Origin of the sequence: Streptomyces polyasparticus (genome assembly GCF_014493765.1) — a bacterium.
Classification (GTDB): domain Bacteria; phylum Actinomycetota; class Actinomycetes; order Streptomycetales; family Streptomycetaceae; genus Streptomyces; species Streptomyces polyasparticus.
This window is the reverse complement of the sequence record NZ_JACTVJ010000020.1, coordinates 61,571-77,861: the sequence shown is the minus strand read 5'-3', so window position 1 is coordinate 77,861 and position 16,291 is coordinate 61,571. Positions and strand designations below refer to the sequence as shown.

The window sequence follows — 16,291 nt, the reverse complement described above, 5'->3', positions numbered from 1 at the left end:
CCATGCGAAAGTCGGCCACTCTCGCAGCAGCCGCCCTGCTGACGACACTCACGCTCACCCTCGGCACGGCCCACGCTGACGAACAGCCCAGTCAGCCACCAGGCTCCACGACCACGAGCCCACCACCCCAAGTGGACGCCAACTCCCCGAACTTGAAGCTGGAGGACGGGGCGACTCTCGCTCCCGCCCGCGTCCTCGACATCAAGTCCGTCGTAGAGGACCTCGGCGGCGAGGAGCGCCGCGAGGACACCAACTCCGACGTCAAGTTCGCCCTCCAAGCCGAAGTCCTCTTCGGCAAGGACAGCGCCAAGCTCAACCCCGACGCCCGCGCCCGTATCCAGGCCATCGCCGACGAGATCAAGGCGCAGGGCGCCACCAAGGTGCGGGTCTTCGGGTTCACGGACAACCTCGGCTCGTACGCGCACGGCAAGACGCTCTCGAAGAAGCGCGCCGACGCCGTGCACAACGAGCTGTCCCGCTCGCTCGGCCCCGACGTCACCTTCGAGGTACGCGGCTACAGCGAGGACTATCCGATCGCGGACAACTCCTCGGAGGAAGGCCGCAAGAAGAACCGCCGCGTCGAAGTCTCCTTCCCGCGCGGCGAGTCCGCAGACTCCCAGAGCTAGACCACATCCGCACGCCCGGGCCGGGCCCCCTTCCAGGGCCCGGCCCGTACTTGTTCAACCGGCCGACGAATCAGCCGATCCCGCCTCGCCGAAGCCGCTGGTGTCCAGCTCGAACCCGAACGGCTCCGGCACCCGCACCGGCTTGCCGAACGCCACGGTGCGGTGGCCTTGGTATCCCTTGGGCGACGGGTCCCAGAACACGGTGATCTCCCTGACCTGCATGTCGACCACGAGGTACACGGGAACGACCCGCCCGTACACCTCCAGCTTTTCGTCCCAGTCGGCATCACGCGTGGAGACGGCCGTGAACTCGGCGACCAGCGAGAGGGCTGCACCGTCGGCATGCCGCCCTTCACCCTCGAACGCGGCCTCGTCGGCGACGTGCAGATCCGGACCGTACGCCCGGTGAGCGCTGGGGAACGCGAACAGGAACGGCGCCGAGTCCGCCTCGTGCCCCTCCGGGGCATGCTCCGCCAGCTGCTTGCGGAGCAACCGCATCGGCTTGGCGTAACGGATCTTGGACCGCGGTGACACGACGATCTTCCCCCGGATGAGCTCGGCCTTCCAGCCGTCTGGCGTGTCCATCTGCTCGACAGTGCGGAGCATGCTGTCGAAATCGACCTCCCCGGAGGCGTCCATGGTCGGCGAGCGCTCGGTCATGGCGGTCACCGCGGTCCTCCTGGTGCCAACAGCTAGGGGTCCTGCTCCCACGTTAGCCGGGCCGCCGACACTGGCCGCTACAGCAGGTGATCCGCCCTCCCGGCCTTGATGTCGACGATCAGCTGCCGCAGGGCGTCCCGGCTGGAGAACACCCTCGACTCCTTCGACCCGCCCGGTGACTGGAGCTTCCCCGAGCTCCAGCTTCTCGTCGCCGCCTACGCCGTGGCCATCGGCCTCAGGCTCCTGATCCGCAACCAGCGCACCCGCAACTGGGTGCCCTGGCTGATCCCGGCGGCGCTGCCGGTGGCCTTCGCGCTGTTCCCGGGGCTCGGCACCGTCGTCCACACCTATTACCTGGACGAGTTCGGCTTCGACCGCGAAGACGTCGGCATTCCCATGTACTGGCAGATCATCGCCTCGGCGAAAGTGGTCGCCGCGATGAGCGTCTGGCTGGTCGCACCGGCGCTCTGGGGCTATCTGCGGCACTTCCACCGGGTGGTACGGGACCGCTGGTTCTACGGTGCGATCACGGCGCTCAACACCATCCTGTCCTTCGCCGCCGGGCCGCTCTATTTCGTGATCAGGCCGGCCGTCGAGGCGGGCGGTGCGGCCCGCGTGGCGGCCGGGGCCGGGCGCGCACCGTCCGAGTACTACGGCATCAAGGCCGCGTGGGTCTGCGTCACCCCGCGGGTGCCGCTCTCCCAGCTCCCCAGCGAAGGCGCGGCCATCACCACCGCGGCCCCGTACCTGCTGCTCGGTGACGCCTCAGGGACGGCGGCCCTGTGGCGCGGGGGCCAGGCGGTCAAGGCCCCCTTGAACAAGCTGCTCCTGGTCCCGGCTACAGCAGGTGATCGGCCTTGCCCGCCTTGATATCGACGATCAGCTGCCGCAGGGCGTCCCGGCTGTCCTGGAGATACGTCTCTTCGGCGCCGGCGAGCGCGATGTAGCCGTTGCCTTCCTCGTCCACGCCGAGGCGGAAACAGTTCGCACCTTCCCCGCAGAACGGGTCTTCCCACGAGATGGTCGGCACGGCGGAGGCCTCCTACAGGTCGTCGGCGAGGGCGCGGATCAAGTCGCGTGACGCGTTGGGCTTGAGCGCGACGGACTCCATCGCGTCGAGCTGGGCCCGATACTTCTGCAACTGCATCTCGGTGTCGATGAATTCCGCACCATGGGTGCTGTCCAGCTCGACGGTGTCGAGGCCGGGCACCTCGGCCCCCGCGTAGATCACGGACTGTCCGGCGCCAGGGAAGCTCCCGGCCGCGAACGGGATCACGCGCAGCGTGACGAAGTCCCGCTCGCCCACGCGGAGCAGATGCTCCAACTGCCCTCGGGCGACGGCGGCTCCACCGAACTGCATCCGCAGCGCGGCCTCGTGAATGATCACGTCGACCTGCGGCGGCTCGGCTCGGTCGAGGACCTGTTGGCGCGCAAGGCGATGAGCCACCCGTACGTCGACGTCCGAGGCGGGCAGGCGGGGGATGACCGCCTCGAAGACGGCACGGGCGTGCTGCTCGGTCTGGAGTATCCCGGGCATGTGGACCGTGAGCGCGATACGCAGCCGTCGCGCGCGCCACTCCATCTCGGCGATGTCCAGGAAGCTGACCGGGAGTTGACCCCGGTACTGCTCCCACCATCCCTTGTCCCGCTCGCTCGCCATGGCGGCCAGCGCGTCCACCAACTCCTCATCGGCGCAGCCGTAGTTGCTGGCCAGCGTGCGTACGCGATCGGCGCTGATGCCCGAACGTCCGGACTCCATGTTCGGCACGTTGGTGCGCGGGACGCCGAGCAGTCCGGCGGCGAACTCGGTGGTCATCCCGGCCGCGACGCGCATCTTCCGCAGCTCGGCCCCAAGTCGGCGCTGACGTTCGGTCGGTGTGCTCCTGGGCGGCATGGCGGCAGTCTATTCAGACGAATCCGTAGTACACGTACTCCTGATTGCCCTACAGTGGGTAGCGGAACGGTCACGGGGCGCGCCCGTGAATCGGAAGCGCACCCCTGCCCACCCAGGCGCCGGGCGGATCCAGGGACAAAGCCACCACCTCACGCAGCGCACCCGTAAGCACTCGGCCGGGCCTCAATTCCCTCACCGCACCAGGGAGTTCCCCATGTCACTCATCCTTTTCCCCAGGGCAAGCGCGAGCGCAGCCGCAGCCGCCACCGCAAGCACAGACCCGCGCGGCGCCGAGCCCGACGGCCTCACGTACAGCCTGACGCTCCCCGCCGCGCTCTCCACCCCGGCCGTCGCCCGCGCGGCGACCCGCCACATCCTCGCGGCGCACCACCTCCCCGACCTCGCCGACGCGGCCGTCCAAGCGGTCGGCGAACTGACCGCAGCAGCCTGCCAGTTGACCCCGGCGCCGCAGATCTACGTCTCCCTGCGTTATCGCGCCGGCGCCCTCCGCGTCATCGTCTACGACGGCGAGCCGCGCCCCACCAACCCCCGCCTCGCAGCCGCCAGCGACACCCGCCGCCGCGCCGCACTCCGCCTCCTCGCCCGCGTGGTCAAAGCCTGCGCGGGCACCTGGGGCTGCGACGAATCCCCGGAACCCGGCGGCGGCACCCGCACCTGGGCCGTCCTGCCCCATGCGGCCACCGCGACCTACACCGCGACCCCCTGACGCCACCGCCACCTTGCCGTGGCCCTGGTGGTGCCATCTTGGCGCCACCGGGGCCCCTGAAGCCGCTACCAGCCCCTCTCTGGGTAGTCACCCGTAGCAATCCCAAAAGAATTTCCAAGGTAAAGCCCCAGCTCAAGGCCCTTGGCGCCATCGATTCCCCCTACCCGGCGCCAGATTGGCTCGCTATGGCGCCAAACGTGTGCCATAGTGGTGTCACGGCCCCAGAGGGGGGCCAGGAAAACCACCACAAGGAGCGCCCACCATGTCCGTCGCCACCACCTCCGCCGCCCTGACCCTCTCCGCCGACGAGAAGGCCGTCCTGCGCACCGCCGCCTACGGCGCCGTCTCCCTGCTCGCCGCCGCCGACGCGGCCGGTTCGCCGCACAAGGTCGCCACGCACGGTTCGATCGCCCTGGGCTCGGGCCTCGGCCCGGTCGGCCACGCCCTCGCGGAGAAGTCGAAGGTCTCCGGCCTCGGCGGCAAGTCCGTGGCCGAGATGGCCGACACGGTCTTCCCGGCCCTGACCGAAGCGGTCGCGCTGCTCACGAAGAAGAGCCCGGCCGAGGCGGACAACTTCCGCTCCATCGTCACCACGGCCCTCGAAGCCGGCATCCACGCCCGCAAGGGCGGTGCTACCCCGGTCATGACGGCGATGGTCGCCCGGATCGACTCCGCGCTCAACGCCGCCTGACCCGTGGCCCCGTGCACGACCTCCACCCCGCGGCGGAGCAGCCCCCGGCTGCTCCGCCGCACGCGTGTCGGCGCGCCCGACCCGACGTAAGGGAGCGGCCGTTCCCTATGGCAAAGTGAGCGCCATGTTCACGGGGAAGAAGACCAGGACCAGGACCGTATCGACGGCAGTTGCGCTGCTCGCCTCGGCAGCGCTGCTCACCGGCTGCTCCGGCAGCGAAGACGGCGGCAAGGCAGGCAAGGGCAGCGAGGCGGGCGCGGCGAACGACCAGTCGTCCGGCGGTGCGCAGGCAAAGCCCAAGGGTGACGCGGGGAAGAAGACCGCCACACGCGAGGTGACCTTCGAGGTGGCCGGCAAGGGCACGTCCACCGTGACGGTCATGGGCGGCGGCCTGAAGGGCGAACCCAACGCGGCGCTGCCCTGGAAGAAGACCGAGAAGATCACGCTCGAAGGCGCCGAGCTCACCGTCGGCGTGTACATCAGTGTGTTCGGCGGGCCCGTCCAGGCGGACAACGGAATGCTCGAGTTCCCGGCCTGCTCGATCACCGTGGACGGCAAGAAGGTCGCTCAGAAGCCGCAGGGCGAGAAGAACGCCCTCTGCGAGTACACGCTCAAGTAGCCATCCGGGGGCGGGCGCACCGCCCGCCCCCGAACGCTCCGCTCAGTAGTAGCCCTTCGACCGGTCGAGCAGTTCGCGGACGATGTCCGCGTGGCCACCGGCTGTGACATGTGCGGCTCCGCCGCGTGGGGGCTTCGCCCCGGACCCCGGCATCCGAACTTCGTTCGGATCTGCTCAATCGCCGCAGGGGCTGGGTATTCAGCCCGTCCGGCGTTTGAGGACGAGCGCGTTCAGCGCGGCGGGGTCTGGGGGCGCAGCCCCCAGAGGGGGTCTGGGGGCAGAGCCCCCAGTGGGGGCAAGGGGCGAAGCCCCAAAGGGGGTCCGGGGGGCGGAGCCCTCGGTTTCGGGAAGGGGCGGGGTGGGGGAGGAGAGATCGCCGCAGGCTCAACCGTGCCGGCGCCCGAGCCTCAACGGCAGCCCAGCCGGGGCACGCCCGCCGGACGTCAGCGCTTGCGCGCCTCGATCAGGAACCGCGTGCTGTGCGCGACGAACGGGCCCTCCGCCCTGATCTGCTCGTCCAGGGCGCGGAGTTGGGGCAGATACTTCTCGACCGTGAAACCGGGGACCATCCACACCACCTTGCGCAGGAAGTGCACCACCGCGCCGATGTCGAAGAACTCCATGCGCAGCCGCTCCAGGCGCAGATCGGCCACCGCCAGACCCGCCGCCTCCGCCTCGGCCCGCTCGTCGTCCGGGTGCCGGCCGCGGCGCACCTCCTCGGGCAGCGGGCCGAGGAAGTACTCGACCAGTTCGAAGACACTGGCCGGACCCACATGCTGGGCGAAGTACATGCCGCCCGGCGCGAGCACCCGGGCGATCTCACCGAAGTAGGGCCGGACCGGATGGCGGCTCGTGACGAGATCGAACCCGCCGTCCGCGAACGGGAACGGCGGCTCGTCCGGAGCCGCCACCACCGCCGTGCCCAGCGGATGCAGCAGCTCCGTCGCCTTGAGCACGTTCGGCGGATACCCCTCCGTCGCCGCGCTCAGCGCCGGGCGCCGCTCCGCCAACCGCAGAGCGCCCGCGAGCACCTCGCCCCCGCCGGTCTGCAGATCGAGCGCGGCCGTGGCCTGCCCGAGCCGCTCGGCGAGCAGCCGCTGATACCCCCAGCTGGGCCGCTGTTCGGTGGCCCGCCCGGCGTACCAGCCGAAGTCCCAGCCGGAGACATCGGCCTCCTCGGCCTCACGGACCAGCTCGTCGAAGGGGCGCTCGCTGTGCGTCGGGGTGTCCATGCCGCCGCATGCTAGATCGGTTCGCAGATCACCACCGGGATTTCCCGGTCGGTCCAGGCCTGGTACCAGTCGTACTCCCTGTAGAGATCGACCAGACGCGGCCACAGCTCCTCGCGCTCGTCCTTGTCCGCCGTCCGCGCCCGCATCGCCCGCAGATGCGCGCCGGTCCGCACGAGCACCCTGGGCTCCTCGACGAGATTGCGGTACCAGAGCGGGTGCGCGGGGTGACCGCCCTTGGAGGCGACGACGACCACCGAGTCCCCGTACGGGAGATAGATCAGCGCGTTCGTCCGCAGCTTGCCGGACTTGCGGCCCTTGGTGGTGAGCAGACAGATGGGCTGCCCGTCCTTGAAGGTGCCGCCGATCCGGCCGTCCGTCGCCCGGTAGAGCGCGACCTGGGTGCGGGACACGTACTTCAGCATCGGTTCGAAGTAGCGGGTGTCCATGTACGACGGCCGGTCGGGCACTGTCTGGGTGGTCGTGCCGGGCGCGTCCTCGGGCAGGGGCATGTCGGCGATCCCAACTCTGGGGAGAAAACGGACAGTTCGCCGCCGATTATCGTCCGCGTGTCCGCAGCTCCGCCAGCATGTCGCGCGCGGTTTCCGCGTCGTCCCAGCTCGCGGGACCGTCCGGCTTCTCGGCCAGGCGTGTCAGGGCCTCCTCGGCGCGCGCCGCCCCGAGGTACGCGATCGCGGAGTCGGCCTCGAGACCTTCGGTCACGGAGCGCTCGGCGAGCGGGACGGCCCACTCGGCGAACCTCGCCGGGTCGGGGTCGAGGGCCAGCCAGTCCCATACGGCTCCGGCCGTGTACGCGTACTCCTGGTCGATGAGATACCGCAGCGTCGCCTCGACATGGGTGAGGGCATGCACGTTCAGCGGCAGGGCGGCATCGCGCACCAGACACTCGCGGACGAACGCGTCCACGCGCTCCCAGGTGAGGTCCGCCCGCCGGGGCCAGCGCTCGGTCAACTCCAGGCAGTAGGCGTCCCAGACGAGGTACAGCGTGCCCGGAGCGGGCGGCACCGGCACCGGGGGAGCGGGCTCGTCGAGCAGCGCCCGCAGGCTGGCGCGGGCCCGCTCCACCGCCTCGGGCGTATGGTCCGTCGCGGCGGCGGCCGCCGGATCGTACGCGTCCCACGGCGGCGGCAGCTCCCGCAGCACCCGCGGCAGCACCTGGTCCCCACCGCAGGACCAGCGGGCCACGCCCGGGTCCCAGTCGAGCTCGTCGCTCACGCTCACACTCCGAGATACTCCCGGGCCGCGTCCGGGTCCGTCATCTTCGACCAGTCCATTGTGCCGTTGCGGGTGCGCTCATTGATCGCGTCCTGCATCCGCCCCAGCTCACCGGCGCTCAGCTTCTTCCCGCCGATCGACACATCCACATCGTTCTTCGCCATCTCACCCGCGGCCGTACGGGAATCCTTCGCGGGCTTGCCGCCGCGGCCCGGCTTGAACTCGCTGAAGAGCTGCGTCCACCGGTCATTGCTGTCGATCTCGACGGTCGCCTTGCGCCCCGGCGCCTTGTCGGCCCACTTCTTCAGCCGCTCCACCTGGTTGGCGAAGGCCGGCTTACGGGTGGCCGAGCCCGCGTTCTTCACCTCGACCACGTGATACGTACCGTCCTTCGCCTTGTACGCCACGTCGGCGTCGGGGATCCCGTCCAGATCGAGCGTCTCCGAACCGAGGTCCGCGGGACGCCCGGCCTCCGTACCCGGCCCGGCGTCCACCTGCGTGCCGGGCGCGGCGTCATCGGCGGCGCGCTGCACGGCGTGCACCTCGGCACGGGCCTGGTCGAGCGCGTCGGCGGTCTTCGCGTTGGCCACCTTGCCCTCCAGCGAACTGGCCGCGTCCGGGCGGACGTTGGGCCTGCTCGCGAGATCGGCCAGATCGTCGAGCGCGTCGGCGGCCTGCCGCTTGCTGATCCCGCCGTCCGCCGGATCGTCCTGCGCCCGCTGCACGAGCCCGTCGATCTGCTCGTCCGAAACGGACGAGCCACGCCCGCGCAGGGCAGCCTTCGCCGCATCCGTACGGGCGGCGAGCGCCTGCTCCTGTGCCTTGCGCGCGTCCTCGGCCAGATCCGCGTCGTCCGGATTCTCCCGCGCCTTCTTCGCCGCGTCGTCGGCATGCTGCTGTGCTTCATCAGCGGCCTTGCGCGCCGCGCCCACATCCCCGGCCTCGCGCGCTTTGCGCGCCTTGGCGGCGGCATCCCCGGCGAGATCCCCGAGCTTCCTGACCTTGTTGGCCTTGTTGATCTTGTTGAGTTTCTGCAGCCACTTGGCGGCGCCGACACCGGGGATGAAGACGGAGCCGATGTTCCAGATGGTGTTGCCGGTGCCCTTGCCCCAGTCGCCGTTCTCGAAGGACTCCTTGTCGATGAACGAGTCGATGAGGAAGTCGCTCACGAAGTCCTCGGGGGAGGAGACCCACTTGAGCGGCACGGTGAGGTAGTTCCACCCGCCCTCGTCCCACTGCTTGCCGAGGTCGTCGGCCTTCTTCTCCCACCAAGTGGTGGTGTAGTCCTTGAGCCCGTTCCAGGTGTCGGTCAGAAACTTCCCGGGATCGGTGACGGCGTCCCAGGTCCCCTTCACGTCCTCCCAGGCGGCCTTGAACGGCTGCGTCACGACGTCGCCGAGCTGGCCCCAGAAGCCCTTGTCGTCGTCGTTGTTGTTATTGCTTACGGGGGTGACGTCGGTCGGGCCGCCTTGGGTGTCGGCATCGGCGCCGCCTGGTGTGTCGGTGTCGGCACCGTCTGGTGTGTCGGTGCCGGTGTCGGCGTCGGGGTTGGCGGGGTCGGCCTGGATGCCCTGGCCGCCGCCCTCCCCGCCCCCGCCGCAGTCCCCACCGCCGGTGATGGTGCACACGGCGCTGGAGACAGTCCGGGAGATCGTGCCGTTCATGCCGAGGGCGACGACGCCCACGACGATCGCGGCGATCAGGGCGAGGAGGGCCGCGTACTCGGGCATGGACTGCCCCTCGTCCGTACGCCACTTGATCCACCGGGCGAAGCTGAAGGGGCGGCGCTCGGTGCGGTCGTACGGGTCGCTGGCGTACCACTCCCGTACGGAGGCGCGGCTGAGCAGCACGATCGCCGTGACGGGCAGCACGAGCTGGGTCAGCCCGTGGGCGTCCCCTCGTCCCAGGGACCCCAACGCCTGGGCCACGTACAGCCCATGGGCCCCGATCAGCGCCCACCGGGCCCGCCCCTGCCCCTGCCACGCCCGCCGCGCGGCGACGGCACCTGCGGCACCGGGTATCAGCCCGTAGACGAGCAGTCCGACGAATACTCCGTCGACCTCATCGGCGCCGAGCAGCGCGCCGATGCTGCCGACTGCGGCGACGACCAGCAGCCCGTACGTGATCGCCATCGCGGCGGCGAGAGCGCAGGGGAGCGGTCGCCGCACCACCACGCCGTAGTACATGCCGGCCATGTGCCCCCACCCCAACTGGTCCCGTTTGCGCGACAGTTCCTCCACGCAATCACGGGTGGCCGCTGGGGTGATGGGCCCGCAGACCCAAGTCGGGGCCTCTTTCTCTCCCCTACCCCGCCCCTTCCCGGCTGTGACATGTGCGGCTCCGCCGCGTGGGGGGCTCCACCCCAGACCCCGCATCCGAGCCTCGCTCGGATCTCCTCAAACGCCGGAGGGGCTGATTCAGCCCGTCCGGCGTTTGAGGACAAAGGGGGTCCGGGGGCGGAGCCCCCGGTTTCGGGAAGGGGCGGGGTGGGGGAAAAGCGCCGCAGGCAGGCCTACGCGTGCGGGCCGACCGCGATCGCGCCCACCGTGAGCGTCGCCGAACCCTCCAGCACCGACCCCACCCGCGCGACCGCAGCGTCGAGAGAACGCAGCTGACCCGCGGTCAAGTCCACGAGGGGCTCGACGGAAACAGCGATCCGACGACCGGACCGCTTCTGATGCCAAACCCCAGCCACCTCACCGTCCACCACCAACAACGGATAGTTTCCGGCCTGCCCCCGAGAAAGGGCCCGCTCAGCAGCCCGCCCAGAAAAGAACCGCTCCCGCGGATACGCATCGATCCCGAACGAGTCGAAGTACGGCAGCAGCCACACCCCCCGCACAGGCGAGTCCGGAAACTCCGTATCCCCGGCCGCCACCCACGCGGCCGCCCCTTCGAAGGAGACCTCGGACACTTCGCACCCGTGAAAGACCTCCCGAGCCCAACCAACCGGAATCGCCAGCCACTTGGCAAAGGACTCGGGCGTCGCGGGCCCGTACGCGTACAGATAGCGCCGTACGAGAGCGGGCAGCGCGATCGACGCCGGCAGTGCCTCCCCGGACTCGGGCCGCGTGTACGTGACCTTGCGCCCCCGGTTCGGGCCGAAGCGCAGCGCCCCACGCTGCCCCGCCGTATGCAGCACCGTCCGCCACCGCGGCCACATCGTCTGGAACGCCGGCATCGTCAGCTCACCCGCCCACGCCCCCGTACGCGCCACGATCTCCTCCGTCATCTCGTCGACGGTCAGGCAGCGCCCGGTCAGCGCGTCGGCGATGGCCGCGACCACCTCATCGGTCTGCTCCGCGGACAGCCGTACCCCGTCCGCGTGCTGCGGCCCGGAGGGCAGAGCCGACAACGCACCCGTCCAGAAAGGGAGTTCGGCGCTCGGCAGCAGATGCACCGTGCCCCGCGGCCCGTACGTCTTGACCAGCGTCGACGTCTTCAGGAGCGCATCGCGTACGTCCTGCCGGGTCGCGGAGGCGTGCCGCAGCGCGAGCGAGAGCTCCGCCGCCGAGCCGACCTGGGCATGCGTACCGCACATGGCGCCCGCGATCCGGGCGAGCTCTTCGGGCGGATCACCCTGGGCGGGGACCGTGAGGGACTGGCGTGCAAACCTCCGGGCCTGGGCCGCGGCCCAGGAGACGCGTCGAGTCATACGCGGATTATCGGCCGCGCATCCGCGGATGACCGGCCGCGCATCCGCGGATGGCCGGCCGCTCATCCATGAGCGAGCGGCCTCCCGCGACGGCGGCCGGTCGTGGAACGTCCCGTGATGCCCCCCGATAACGGGATTCAGCCGACGTGATTCAGGCCACAGCCGACCGGCCAGAAGCCCGTGAACTCGGGCAATTGGCACCACATAGCCACGCTTGAATCCGCATCGTTATCCGAAAACCGGCCATCGGAATGTAGGCATCACGTAAGTTCAGACCAACGAGAATTCGCGTGGGCAAACTGCGCGTGTGGACGGTACCGCGCGGTGGAGGGGGCCGCGCGGTGCCGTCCCTTCTTGCGTACCCCGGGACCGACGGGTGATGTTGGGCCTCCGGGCTCATGGCGCTGGGCCCTCGCCGCCCGTAACTTTCCGCCATGACCTCGGCGATACGCACCGGACCTCTCGCCGCATCCGCCGCGCAATTCCGCTCCTGGGCCGCCGGGCTCCTCGCCCTCGCCCTGGTCGCGTACCCCCAACTCACCCTGCTGCGCGAGCCGTTGACCGACCAGAACCGCTACGGGCCCTTCGGTGACGGCGTCACCCCGGCCGGCGCGTCCTGGCCCGCCTGGGGCGACCTCCTCGCCCTGCCGCTGCCCGCCGCCGTCTGCGCCGGCTTCACCGCCCTCGTCGCGGGCCGCCTGCACCGCGCCCCGTTCCGCGACTCGCCCGCACAGCATCTGCTCGCCGCGCTCACCGTCCCGCTCGCCGCCCACGCGCTGCACCTCGCCTGGCTCTGGGCGGACCTGACCGCGGAGGCCATCCTGCTCACCAGCCTGGGCGTCGGCCTCGGCTGCCTCGCGGGCATCCTGCTCGACCTCGCCCTGGACTGAACCTCCGTGCCCCGGGCGCCGGTTGGGCCCACGGACCCATGACGTGCGCGCCCCGCGCCCTCTAGCCTCTGCCCGTGCCTGCCCTCCTGATCGCGTTCGCGGCGCTGTACGGCGCACTCGCCGGAGCGCTCACCGGCCGTATCGCCTACCGGCTCTCCGTACCGGCCGGCCAGCCCTGGCGCGCCGCCTGTCCGTCCGGCCACGCCCTCACCGGGCCGTGGGGTGGCTGGCTCGGCACGACCCGCTGCGCCGCGGGACCGTACGGCCCCAGCGCGACCGCCCTCGTTCTGCTCACCGCCGCCCTGTGCGCCGCGCTCGCCGCGTCCACGGGGGCGCGCCCCGAGCTGGCGGTGTGGCTGCTGCTCACCCCGTTCGGGGTGGTCCTCGCGACCGTGGACCGAAACGTTCACCGTCTCCCCGACATCCTCACGCTGCCGCTCGCCGGGGCGGCCGCGCTCGGCCTCGGCCTTGCCGCGCTCTTCGGGGCGTCGGAGGGCCGCTGGACTGGGGCTCTGCTCGGCGGACTCGCCCTGGGCGGCGGATACTTGGTCCTCTTTCTCGCCCACCCGAGCGGCATGGGCTTCGGTGACGTCAAGCTGGCGATCGTCCTCGGGGTAACCCTTGGGTGGTACGGCTGGCCGATCCTCTTCCTGGGCTTCCTGGCAGGCATCTTCTACGGCGGCGGATACGCCGCGGCCCTTGTCCTGCTTGGCCGAGCGGGCCGCAAGAGTGCCATGCCGCTGGGGCCCTGCATGCTGGCCGGGGCGGCCACCGGGGTGTTGCTCGGCGGTTTCGGAGCGTAATTACGCCACGCCGATGCACACAGCACCCCTTACGAAGGGTTATGGTGGAAACCCCCCCTCGGGCCGGTCCGTCTCCCCCCCACGGACCGGCCCGTTTTTTTGTGCCCACAGCCAGCCCGCTCTCTTCGCAGCCACCTGGCTAGGGTCGACGTCATGTCGAACGACCAGCCTCAGCCCCCGCAGAACCCGTACAGCGGGCCGCCCGCGCAGAACCCGTACGGCGGGCCGCCCGCGCAGCCGAACCCGTACGGACAGCCCAACCCGTACGGCGGCCAGGCGTCCTACCCGTACCCCTATCCCGCCGGCGGCTTTGCGCCCGCCGGTCCGCCGCAGATGCCCGGCAGCGTCAAAGCGGCCCGCGTGCTCGTCTTCGTCCTCGCCGGCTTCTTCGTGCTCGCCCTGGGACTCGTGGCCGCGCTCGGCGGCGGGCCGCGGGAGTTCGGCGCGGTGTTCGGCTCCAACCTCACGGTCATCGCGCTCTTCGTCCTGGCCCTGCAGTTCAACAGCGCGGGCCACGGCGTGCGGATCGCCTGCATCGTCCTGTCGAGCCTGCACATCGCGCTCGCGCTCGGCTCCGTGGGCAACGGTGGCGGCCCCGGCGGCGTGATCGCGGCCGGCATGGCCATCGCGCTGGTCGTCCTCTTCAGCCAGGGCAGCGCCGGCCAGTGGTTCAAGAGGCCGCGCACCCCTGAGCAGTTCACCCAGGGATACGCGGCCCCCTAGCCGTACGGGAAGAAGCTCCTCGTACGGGAAGAAACTCCTCGTTCAGGGAGAAGCTCCCCGTACGAGAAGAGCCGCTCAGCGGCGGCCGGCCCAGATGTTCGTGCCCGGCGTCGACACCGCGAACTCGTCGATCGCCGCGAGCTCCGACTCCGTGAGCTCGGCGCCGCTCAGCGCCGCCACGTTCTCCTCCAGCTGCCGGACGCTCGACGCACCGATCAGCGCCGACGTCATCCGCTCGTCCCGCAGCACCCAGGTGAGGGCGAGCTGCGCGAGGGACTGGCCGCGCTGGGCGGCGATGTCGTTCAGGCCGTTGAGCCGCCGTACGACCTCGTCGCTCAGGAGCTCCGGCTTGAGCGACTTGCCCTGCGTGGCGCGCGAACCCTCCGGGATGCCCTTCAGGTACTTGCCCGTAAGCAGCCCCTGCGCGAGCGGCACGAAGGAGATGCAGCCCATGCCCGCCTCTTCGAGGACGTCGAGCAGGCCGTCGTCCTCGGTCCAGCGGTTGATCATCGAGTACGAGGGCTGGTGGATGAGCGGGCGTACGCCCATCTCCCGCAGGATGCGGACGGCCTCGCGCGTCTGCTCGCTCGTATAGGAGGAGACACCCACGTACAGCGCCTTGCCCTGCTGCACGGCGGACGCGAGCGCGCCCATCGTCTCCTCGAGCGGGGTGTCCGGGTCGAAGCGGTGCGAGTAGAAGATGTCGACATAGTCGAGACCCATCCGCTGCAGCGAGTTGTCCAGCGAGGACAGCAGATACTTGCGGCTGCCCCACTCGCCGTACGGGCCGGGGTGCATGAGATAGCCGGCCTTGCTGGAAATGACCAGTTCGTCCCGATAGGGCGCGAAGTCCTGCTTGAGCAGTTTGCCGAAGTTCAACTCGGCGCTGCCGGGCGGCGGTCCGTAATTGTTCGCGAGGTCGAAGTGCGTGACGCCCAGGTCGAAGGCGCGGCGCAGGATCGCGCGCTGGCCGTCGAGGGCGCGGTCGTCACCGAAGTTGTGCCACAGGCCGAGCGAGATCGCGGGCAGTTTCAGACCGCTCCGGCCGGTCCTGCGGTACTCCATGGAGTCGTACCGGTCGGCTGAAGCGGCGTAGGTGGGGGAGTCGTTCATGGTGACGAAGCTACGTCAGACCTGTGACACTCCCGGCAGCAGTGCCTCCGCTTTCCAGCGGTAGGCTTTCGCCCTCGGGGACCGCCGCCGTCTGTACGTGAGGGGCTGAACGGAAAGTGAACCTGCGCGACGGGCTGCGCGGCCTGCTGGTCAGGCTGTACGCGAGCCGCGTGGAGGGCCACCTGGACCACGACCAGGTGCCCAAGCACATCGGCGTCATCATGGACGGCAACCGACGCTGGGCCAAGGCCGCGGGCTCCACCACGGCGCAGGGCCACCAGGCGGGCGCGGACAAGATCGGCGAGTTCCTCGGCTGGTGCAGTGAGACCGACGTCGAGGTGGTCACGCTGTGGCTGCTCTCGACGGACAACTTCGACCGTCCCCAGGAGGAGCTGGTCCCGCTCCTCGGCATCATCGAGGACACGGTCCGCTCGCTGGCGCGTGACGGGCGGTGGCGTGTGCACCACGTCGGCACCGCGGACATTCTTCCGTCCGGGCTGCAGACGGTCCTGAAGGAAGCGGAAGAGGCTTCGGCGGCGAACACCGGGATACTCGTCAACGTCGCGATCGGCTACGGCGGGCGCCAGGAGATCGCGGACGCCGTCCGCTCCATGCTCCTCGACGCGGCGGACCGGGGGGTGTCCCTGGAGCAGGCCGCGGAGGCGGTCGACGTCGAGACGATCGGCAAGCACCTGTACACGAGTGCGCAGCCGGACCCGGACCTCATCATCCGTACGTCGGGCGAGCAGCGCCTCTCCGGCTTCATGCTGTGGCAGTCGGCCCTCTCGGAGTACTACTTCTGCGAGGTCTTCTGGCCGGCCTTCCGCAAGGTCGACTTCCTGCGCGCCCTGCGCGACTACGCAGCCCGCCACCGCCGCTTCGGCGCGTAGCGCCTGTTCGCCCTCCGACGCCCACCTTTCGCGGTCGGCCCCGGAGCCTCTGGGCGCTGACGCCTGTTCCAGCGCCCCGCCGCCCGGCGCCTGGGCATTGAGACCCCGCCTCCGGGGGTGCAGGGGGCGGAGCCCCCGCGTGGGCGGCCATCTGGGCGAACCCGTTCCCCGTCCACGTGCACCGCTTCCCGCTGCCCCGGACCCCGGCATCCGAACTCCGTTCGGATCTGCTCAAGCGCCGCAGGGGCTGGAGGGTTTGCTCAAGCGCCGCAGGGGCTGGGGTGGGCACCGGGATCGGAAAGTTCACCAACCCGTCGACATATGCCATTGCATGGCTTCGCGTGTTCGAGGGAATATCCCTTGCAGGTCGGCGTCCGACAAACGGATGCCGTATCTCAGTGAGCGGCACAGAGTCCGCTCGCCCGGGAGGCCCTTTGCACCAGGTGGACCGTACGCAAGTGCGGCGACTCGGGAGGGCCGGTCGACGGCCCGTGCAGGCCGACCGGTCCAGGCAAGCCCGCGACGTCGTCGCTCC

General features: G+C 70.4%; 18 protein-coding genes. 9 read left to right on the top strand and 9 right to left on the bottom strand.

Translation table 11 applies throughout. The features are described from left to right. Nucleotides 1–2: 2 nt before the first annotated feature. On the top strand, nt 3–626 hold the full coding sequence (locus tag H9Y04_RS34390; protein ID WP_187818075.1) for an OmpA family protein: 624 nt from the start codon (nt 3–5) through the stop codon (nt 624–626). Nucleotides 627–680: 54 nt separating this feature from the next. Here H9Y04_RS34390 and H9Y04_RS34385 read toward each other — a convergent pair whose 3' ends face one another. Then, nucleotides 681–1,286, bottom strand: coding sequence for a Uma2 family endonuclease (locus tag H9Y04_RS34385; RefSeq protein WP_187818199.1), 606 nt, complete (start codon nt 1,284–1,286; stop codon nt 681–683). 108 nt (nt 1,287–1,394) lie between these two features. On the opposite strand from H9Y04_RS34385, the gene H9Y04_RS34380 reads away from it, so the two are divergent. Next, nucleotides 1,395–2,156: a hypothetical protein gene (locus H9Y04_RS34380; protein WP_187818074.1), complete on the top strand. Its 762-nt coding sequence runs from the start codon at nt 1,395–1,397 to the stop codon at nt 2,154–2,156. On the opposite strand, the gene H9Y04_RS34375 is transcribed toward H9Y04_RS34380, so the two are convergent. Together H9Y04_RS34375 and H9Y04_RS34370 are read right to left on the bottom strand one after the other, a co-directional pair. Continuing rightward, nucleotides 2,125–2,316 carry a hypothetical protein gene (locus H9Y04_RS34375; protein ID WP_187818073.1) on the bottom strand — a complete coding sequence of 64 codons (192 nt, stop codon included), beginning with the start codon at nt 2,314–2,316 and terminating at the stop codon, nt 2,125–2,127. The genes H9Y04_RS34380 and H9Y04_RS34375 overlap by 32 nt on opposite strands. A gap of 12 nt (nt 2,317–2,328) precedes the next feature. Next, the gene (locus H9Y04_RS34370) at nt 2,329–3,180 is read right to left on the bottom strand and encodes a helix-turn-helix domain-containing protein (RefSeq protein WP_187818072.1); all 852 of its coding nucleotides are present in this window, start codon (nt 3,178–3,180) and stop codon (nt 2,329–2,331) included. A gap of 214 nt (nt 3,181–3,394) precedes the next feature. On the opposite strand from H9Y04_RS34370, the gene H9Y04_RS34365 reads away from it, so the two are divergent. The 3 genes from H9Y04_RS34365 to H9Y04_RS34355 all read left to right on the top strand — a co-directional run bounded on the left by H9Y04_RS34365 (nt 3,395) and on the right by H9Y04_RS34355 (nt 5,217). After that, complete coding sequence (locus H9Y04_RS34365; protein ID WP_236071824.1) at nt 3,395–3,907, top strand: ATP-binding protein; 513 nt, start codon at nt 3,395–3,397, stop codon at nt 3,905–3,907. A 262-nt stretch (nt 3,908–4,169) separates the two neighbouring features. Next, nucleotides 4,170–4,598: a hypothetical protein gene (locus H9Y04_RS34360; protein WP_187818071.1), complete on the top strand. Its 429-nt coding sequence runs from the start codon at nt 4,170–4,172 to the stop codon at nt 4,596–4,598. Nucleotides 4,599–4,722: 124 nt separating this feature from the next. Beyond that, nucleotides 4,723–5,217, top strand: a complete 495-nt coding sequence (locus H9Y04_RS34355; protein ID WP_187818070.1) for a hypothetical protein — start codon at nt 4,723–4,725, stop codon at nt 5,215–5,217. 443 nt (nt 5,218–5,660) lie between these two features. On the opposite strand, the gene H9Y04_RS34350 is transcribed toward H9Y04_RS34355, so the two are convergent. From H9Y04_RS34350 to H9Y04_RS34330, 5 genes are all read right to left on the bottom strand, one after another. Continuing rightward, nucleotides 5,661–6,449, bottom strand: a complete 789-nt coding sequence (locus H9Y04_RS34350) for a class I SAM-dependent methyltransferase (protein WP_187818069.1) — start codon at nt 6,447–6,449, stop codon at nt 5,661–5,663. 11 nt (nt 6,450–6,460) lie between these two features. Continuing rightward, nucleotides 6,461–6,958 carry a nitroreductase family deazaflavin-dependent oxidoreductase gene (locus H9Y04_RS34345; protein WP_214661914.1) on the bottom strand — a complete coding sequence of 166 codons (498 nt, stop codon included), beginning with the start codon at nt 6,956–6,958 and terminating at the stop codon, nt 6,461–6,463. 46 nt (nt 6,959–7,004) lie between these two features. Then, complete coding sequence (locus tag H9Y04_RS34340; RefSeq protein WP_187818068.1) at nt 7,005–7,682, bottom strand: hypothetical protein; 678 nt, start codon at nt 7,680–7,682, stop codon at nt 7,005–7,007. Between the two features lie 2 nt (nt 7,683–7,684). Continuing rightward, a complete protein-coding gene (locus tag H9Y04_RS34335) occupies nt 7,685–9,922 on the bottom strand; it encodes a hypothetical protein (protein WP_187818067.1) in 2,238 nt (745 codons plus the stop codon). A 272-nt stretch (nt 9,923–10,194) separates the two neighbouring features. After that, on the bottom strand, nt 10,195–11,337 hold the full coding sequence (locus H9Y04_RS34330) for a winged helix DNA-binding domain-containing protein (RefSeq protein WP_187818066.1): 1,143 nt from the start codon (nt 11,335–11,337) through the stop codon (nt 10,195–10,197). A gap of 434 nt (nt 11,338–11,771) precedes the next feature. On the opposite strand from H9Y04_RS34330, the gene H9Y04_RS34325 reads away from it, so the two are divergent. From H9Y04_RS34325 to H9Y04_RS34315, 3 genes are all read left to right on the top strand, one after another. Continuing rightward, a complete protein-coding gene (locus tag H9Y04_RS34325; RefSeq protein WP_187818065.1) occupies nt 11,772–12,227 on the top strand; it encodes a hypothetical protein in 456 nt (151 codons plus the stop codon). Between the two features lie 74 nt (nt 12,228–12,301). Then, on the top strand, nt 12,302–13,030 hold the full coding sequence (locus H9Y04_RS34320) for a prepilin peptidase (protein ID WP_187818064.1): 729 nt from the start codon (nt 12,302–12,304) through the stop codon (nt 13,028–13,030). A gap of 153 nt (nt 13,031–13,183) precedes the next feature. Next, entirely contained in the window at nt 13,184–13,753 is a 570-nt protein-coding gene (locus H9Y04_RS34315; RefSeq protein WP_187818063.1) for a hypothetical protein, read from the top strand. A gap of 75 nt (nt 13,754–13,828) precedes the next feature. On the opposite strand, the gene mgrA is transcribed toward H9Y04_RS34315, so the two are convergent. Further along, nucleotides 13,829–14,866, bottom strand: a complete 1,038-nt coding sequence (gene mgrA, locus H9Y04_RS34310) for an L-glyceraldehyde 3-phosphate reductase (RefSeq protein WP_187818062.1) — start codon at nt 14,864–14,866, stop codon at nt 13,829–13,831. A gap of 116 nt (nt 14,867–14,982) precedes the next feature. Here mgrA and H9Y04_RS34305 point away from each other — a divergent pair, with 116 nt between their 5' ends. Next, nucleotides 14,983–15,756 (top strand): isoprenyl transferase, encoded by a 774-nt coding sequence (locus H9Y04_RS34305; RefSeq protein ID WP_187818061.1) that lies wholly within the window; start codon nt 14,983–14,985, stop codon nt 15,754–15,756. The last annotated feature ends 535 nt before the right edge of the window (nt 15,757–16,291 follow it).

Excerpts from the sequence above, each read along its gene's own strand:
- H9Y04_RS34390 (WP_187818075.1), top strand. The coding sequence starts at position 3 with ATGCGAAAGTCGGCCACTCTCGCAGCAGCCGCCCTGCTGACGACACTC.
- H9Y04_RS34385 (WP_187818199.1), bottom strand. The coding sequence starts at position 1,286 with ATGACCGAGCGCTCGCCGACCATGGACGCCTCCGGGGAGGTCGATTTC.
- H9Y04_RS34380 (WP_187818074.1), top strand. The coding sequence starts at position 1,395 with ATGTCGACGATCAGCTGCCGCAGGGCGTCCCGGCTGGAGAACACCCTC.
- H9Y04_RS34370 (WP_187818072.1), bottom strand. The coding sequence starts at position 3,180 with ATGCCGCCCAGGAGCACACCGACCGAACGTCAGCGCCGACTTGGGGCC.
- H9Y04_RS34365 (WP_236071824.1), top strand. The coding sequence starts at position 3,395 with ATGTCACTCATCCTTTTCCCCAGGGCAAGCGCGAGCGCAGCCGCAGCC.
- H9Y04_RS34360 (WP_187818071.1), top strand. The coding sequence starts at position 4,170 with ATGTCCGTCGCCACCACCTCCGCCGCCCTGACCCTCTCCGCCGACGAG.
- H9Y04_RS34355 (WP_187818070.1), top strand. The coding sequence starts at position 4,723 with ATGTTCACGGGGAAGAAGACCAGGACCAGGACCGTATCGACGGCAGTT.
- H9Y04_RS34350 (WP_187818069.1), bottom strand. The coding sequence starts at position 6,449 with ATGGACACCCCGACGCACAGCGAGCGCCCCTTCGACGAGCTGGTCCGT.
- H9Y04_RS34345 (WP_214661914.1), bottom strand. The coding sequence starts at position 6,958 with ATGCCCCTGCCCGAGGACGCGCCCGGCACGACCACCCAGACAGTGCCC.
- H9Y04_RS34330 (WP_187818066.1), bottom strand. The coding sequence starts at position 11,337 with ATGACTCGACGCGTCTCCTGGGCCGCGGCCCAGGCCCGGAGGTTTGCA.
- H9Y04_RS34325 (WP_187818065.1), top strand. The coding sequence starts at position 11,772 with ATGACCTCGGCGATACGCACCGGACCTCTCGCCGCATCCGCCGCGCAA.
- H9Y04_RS34315 (WP_187818063.1), top strand. The coding sequence starts at position 13,184 with ATGTCGAACGACCAGCCTCAGCCCCCGCAGAACCCGTACAGCGGGCCG.
- mgrA (WP_187818062.1), bottom strand. The coding sequence starts at position 14,866 with ATGAACGACTCCCCCACCTACGCCGCTTCAGCCGACCGGTACGACTCC.